A 3,969-nucleotide genomic window follows, 5' to 3' on the forward strand; every position below is an offset into this window, starting at 1 on the left:
CTCAAACGCCGCGCGGGCGACGAGGGGCGGCACAATCCAGCCCCGCCGGCGTTTGAGGCGCGGGGGTCTGGGGGCGGAGCCCCCAGGGCGGGGTTCGGGGCGGAGCCCCGGGGAACGGGCGAAGGGTGGGGCGGGGAGACAGCTCCGCGCAGCGGTGCGCACGCCCCGCGCCGCAGGCCGGCGGCAAACCGTTTACCGGGTCCGGGGCCGGGCCCCATAGGATTGGCCCCGAAACTACACACTCACCACCCCCAGAGGATCGCTGCATGCCTGGCATCACGCGCGAGGAGGTCGCCCACCTCGCTCGGCTGGCGCGTCTGGAGCTGAAGAGCGAAGAGCTCGACCACTTCGCCGGACAGCTCGACGACATCATCGGCGCGGTCGCCCGCGTTTCCGAGGTCGCCGACCAAGACGTCCCGCCGACCTCCCACCCGCTCCCGCTGACGAACGTCATGCGCGCGGACGAGGTCCGTCCCTCGCTCACCCCCGAGCAGGCGCTTTCCGGCGCTCCCGCCCAGGAGCAGCAGCGTTTCAAGGTGCCGCAGATCCTGGGGGAGGACTAATCACCATGGCTGACACCAACATCATCAAGCTGACGGCCGCCCAGACCGCCGAGAAGATCGCCTCCGGCGAGCTCACGGCCGTCGAGGTCACCGAGGCCCACCTGGCCCGCATCGACGCGACCGACGAGAAGGTCCACGCCTTCCTCCACGTCGACCGCGAGGGCGCCCTCGCGCAGGCCCGCGCCGTCGACGCCAAGCGCGCCGCGGGCGAGAAGCTCGGCCCGCTGGCCGGCGTCCCGCTCGCCCTCAAGGACATCTTCACCACGGTCGGCGTTCCGACCACCGTCGGTTCGAAGATCCTCGAAGGCTGGATCCCGCCCTACGACGCCACCCTGACGCGCAAGCTCAAGGAAGCCGACGTCGTCATCCTCGGCAAGACCAACATGGACGAGTTCGCCATGGGGTCCTCCACCGAGAACAGCGCCTACGGCCCCACCGGCAACCCCTGGGACCTCACCAAGATCCCCGGCGGCTCCGGCGGCGGCTCCGCGGCCGCCCTGGCCGCCTTCCAGGCCCCGCTCGCCATCGGCACGGACACCGGCGGCTCCATCCGCCAGCCCGCCGCCGTCACCGGCACCGTCGGCGTGAAGCCCACCTACGGCGGCGTCTCCCGCTACGGCATGGTGGCCTTCTCCTCCTCCCTCGACCAGGGCGGCCCGTGCGCCCGTACGGTCCTGGACGCGGCCCTCCTCCACGAGGTCATCGCCGGCCACGACCCGCTCGACTCCACCTCCATCGACGCCCCGGTCCCGCCGGTCGTCGAGGCCGCCCGCAACGGCTCCGTCGCCGGCATGCGCGTCGGTGTGGTCAAGCAGTTCCGCGGCGAGGGCTACCAGGCCGGCGTCCTCCAGCGCTTCGACGAGTCGGTCGAGCTGCTCAAGGAGCTCGGTGCCGAGATCGTCGAGCTGGACTGCCCGTCCTTCGACCTGGCCATGGCCGCGTACTACCTGATCGCGCCGTCCGAGTGCTCCTCGAACCTGGCCCGCTTCGACGCCATGCGCTACGGCCTGCGCGTCGGCGACGACGGCACGAGGTCCGCCGAGGACGTCACCGCCCTGACCCGCGAGGCCGGCTTCGGCGACGAGGTCAAGCGCCGCATCATCCTCGGCACGTACGCGCTCAGCTCCGGCTACTACGACGCGTACTACGGCTCCGCCCAGAAGGTCCGCACGCTCATCACGAAGGACTTCGAGAAGTCCTTCGAGCAGGTCGACGTGATCGTCTCCCCGACGACCCCGACCACCGCCTTCGCCATCGGTGAGCGCTCCGACGACCCGCTGGCGATGTACCTCGCGGACCTGTGCACCATCCCGACCAACCTGGCCGGCAACTCCGCCATGTCGCTGCCCTGCGGCCTGGCCCCGGAGGACGGCCTGCCGGTCGGTCTGCAGATCATCGCCCCGGCGATGAAGGACGACCGTCTGTACAAGGTCGGCGCGGCCGTCGAGGCCGCCTTCGTCGAGCGCTGGGGCCACCCGCTGCTTGAGGAGGCTCCGTCGCTGTGAGTTCCAGTGCACTGTCCAAGGCCAAGGGCTTCAAGAAGTCCAGGACCGGGACCTACCTGTCGATGGGCACCACCGCCTTCGGTGCCTTCAGCGTGATCAAGCAGGCCCGCAAGGCCCGCACCGAGCACGACACGCTGCAGCTCGTCGACGCCGTCGTGTCCGCCGCCGCCATCGTCACCGGCCTCGCGATCCTGTACCGCGAGCTGAAGCGCCTGGGCGACGACGACGTCCTGCTGGGCTGAGAGGGAAAGTTTCACCGTGACCACCTTCACCGAACTGCTGTCGTACGAGGACGCTCTCGCCTCGTACGACCCCGTCATGGGCCTTGAGGTCCATGTCGAGCTCGGCACCAAGACCAAGATGTTCTGCGGCTGCTCCACCGAGCTGGGCGCCGAGCCCAACTCGCAGACCTGCCCGACCTGCCTCGGTCTGCCCGGCTCGCTCCCGGTCGTCAACGCGATCGGCGTCGAGTCCGCCGTCAAGATCGGCCTCGCGCTGAACTGCGAGATCGCCGAGTGGTGCCGCTTCGCCCGGAAGAACTACTTCTATCCGGACATGCCGAAGAACTTCCAGACCTCCCAGTACGACGAGCCCATCGCCTTCAACGGCTACCTGGACGTCCAGCTGGAGGACGGCGAGATCTTCCGCGTGGAGATCGAGCGCGCGCACATGGAGGAGGACACCGGCAAGTCGCTGCACGTCGGCGGCGCCACCGGCCGTATCCACGGCGCGTCCCACTCCCTGCTGGACTACAACCGCGCCGGCATCCCCCTCATCGAGATCGTCACCAAGCCGATCGAGGGCGCCGGCGAGCGGGCCCCCGAGGTCGCCAAGGCGTACGTGGCCGAGCTCCGCGAGGTCATCAAGGCGCTCGGCGTCTCCGAGGCCCGCATGGACAAGGGCCAGATGCGCTGCGACGTCAACCTGTCGCTGCGCCCGAACGGGACGAAGGAATTCGGCACCCGCTCGGAGACCAAGAACGTCAACTCCCTGCGCTCCGTCGAGCGCGCGGCCCGCTTCGAGATCCAGCGCCACGCGGCGGTGCTCTCGTCGGGCGGCTCCATCGTGCAGGAGACCCGGCACTTCCACGAGGAGGACGGCTCCACCACGGCCGGCCGCATCAAGGACAACGCCGAGGACTACCGGTACTTCCCGGAGCCCGACCTGGTCCCCGTCGCCCCGGCCCGCGCCTGGGTCGAGGAGCTGCGCGGCGGCCTCCCGGAGATGCCGCGCGTGCGCCGCAACCGCCTCCGCGAGGAGTGGGGCGTCAGCGAGCACGACATGCAGTCCATCCTCAACGCGGGCGCGGTGGACTCCATCGTCGCCACGATCGAGGAGGGCGCCGACTCGGCGGCCGCCCGCAAGTGGTGGATGGGCGAGCTCGCCCGCAACGCCAACGAGCAGGGCGTCTCGGTCGACGAGCTGCCGATCACCCCGGCCCAGGTGGCCCGGATCGCGGCCCTGGTCGCGGCCGGCGACCTGAACGACAAGCTGGCCCGCCAGGTCATCGAGGGCGTCCTCGCCGGCGAGGGCACCCCGGACGAGGTCGTCGAGAAGCGCGGCCTGAAGGTCGTCTCGGACGAGGGCGCGCTGGGCGCGGCCGTGGACGAGGCCATCGCGGGCAACGCGGCCATCGCCGACAAGATCCGCGGCGGCAAGATCGCCGCCGTCGGCGCCCTGGTCGGCGCGGTCATGAAGACCACCCGCGGCCAGGCCGACGCGGCCCGCGTCAAGGAGCTCATCCTGGAGAAGCTCGGCGTCTCCGAGGGCTGAGCGACCGATCGCTTCGCAGGGGAGTGGCCCGCACCGGATCCGGTGCGGGCCACTCCCCCGTTTAGGCGGACGGTGCGGGGCGGGTCGGGCTACCCAGAGTCCAAGCCTTAGTACACCCCAGGCTCGTA

At 70.7% G+C, this 3,969-nt stretch carries 4 protein-coding genes; all 4 read left to right on the forward strand.

What is annotated here, in order from left to right:
- The first annotated feature begins 266 nt into the window (after nt 1-266).
- On the forward strand, nt 267-563 hold the full coding sequence (gene gatC / locus ACFVXK_RS37440; RefSeq protein ID WP_007266718.1) for an Asp-tRNA(Asn)/Glu-tRNA(Gln) amidotransferase subunit GatC: 297 nt from the start codon (nt 267-269) through the stop codon (nt 561-563).
- Between the two features lie 5 nt (nt 564-568).
- Nucleotides 569-2,068, forward strand: a complete 1,500-nt coding sequence (gene gatA / locus ACFVXK_RS37445; RefSeq protein WP_389621508.1) for an Asp-tRNA(Asn)/Glu-tRNA(Gln) amidotransferase subunit GatA — start codon at nt 569-571, stop codon at nt 2,066-2,068.
- Nucleotides 2,069-2,130: 62 nt separating this feature from the next.
- The gene (locus ACFVXK_RS37450; RefSeq protein ID WP_237293363.1) at nt 2,131-2,310 is read left to right on the forward strand and encodes a hypothetical protein; all 180 of its coding nucleotides are present in this window, start codon (nt 2,131-2,133) and stop codon (nt 2,308-2,310) included.
- A gap of 16 nt (nt 2,311-2,326) precedes the next feature.
- A complete protein-coding gene (gene gatB / locus ACFVXK_RS37455; RefSeq protein ID WP_389621511.1) occupies nt 2,327-3,841 on the forward strand; it encodes an Asp-tRNA(Asn)/Glu-tRNA(Gln) amidotransferase subunit GatB in 1,515 nt (504 codons plus the stop codon).
- Nucleotides 3,842-3,969: the final 128 nt, after the last annotated feature.

Origin of the sequence: Streptomyces sp. NPDC058157 (genome assembly GCF_042884105.1) — a bacterium.
Taxonomy (GTDB): Bacteria; Actinomycetota; Actinomycetes; order Streptomycetales; family Streptomycetaceae; genus Streptomyces.

What these genes read in the sequence shown, in the direction of transcription:
- gatA (WP_389621508.1), top strand. Translation starts at nt 569, where the DNA reads ATGGCTGACACCAACATCATCAAGCTGACGGCCGCCCAGACCGCCGAG.
- ACFVXK_RS37450 (WP_237293363.1), top strand. Translation starts at nt 2,131, where the DNA reads ATGGGCACCACCGCCTTCGGTGCCTTCAGCGTGATCAAGCAGGCCCGC.
- gatC (WP_007266718.1), top strand. Translation starts at nt 267, where the DNA reads ATGCCTGGCATCACGCGCGAGGAGGTCGCCCACCTCGCTCGGCTGGCG.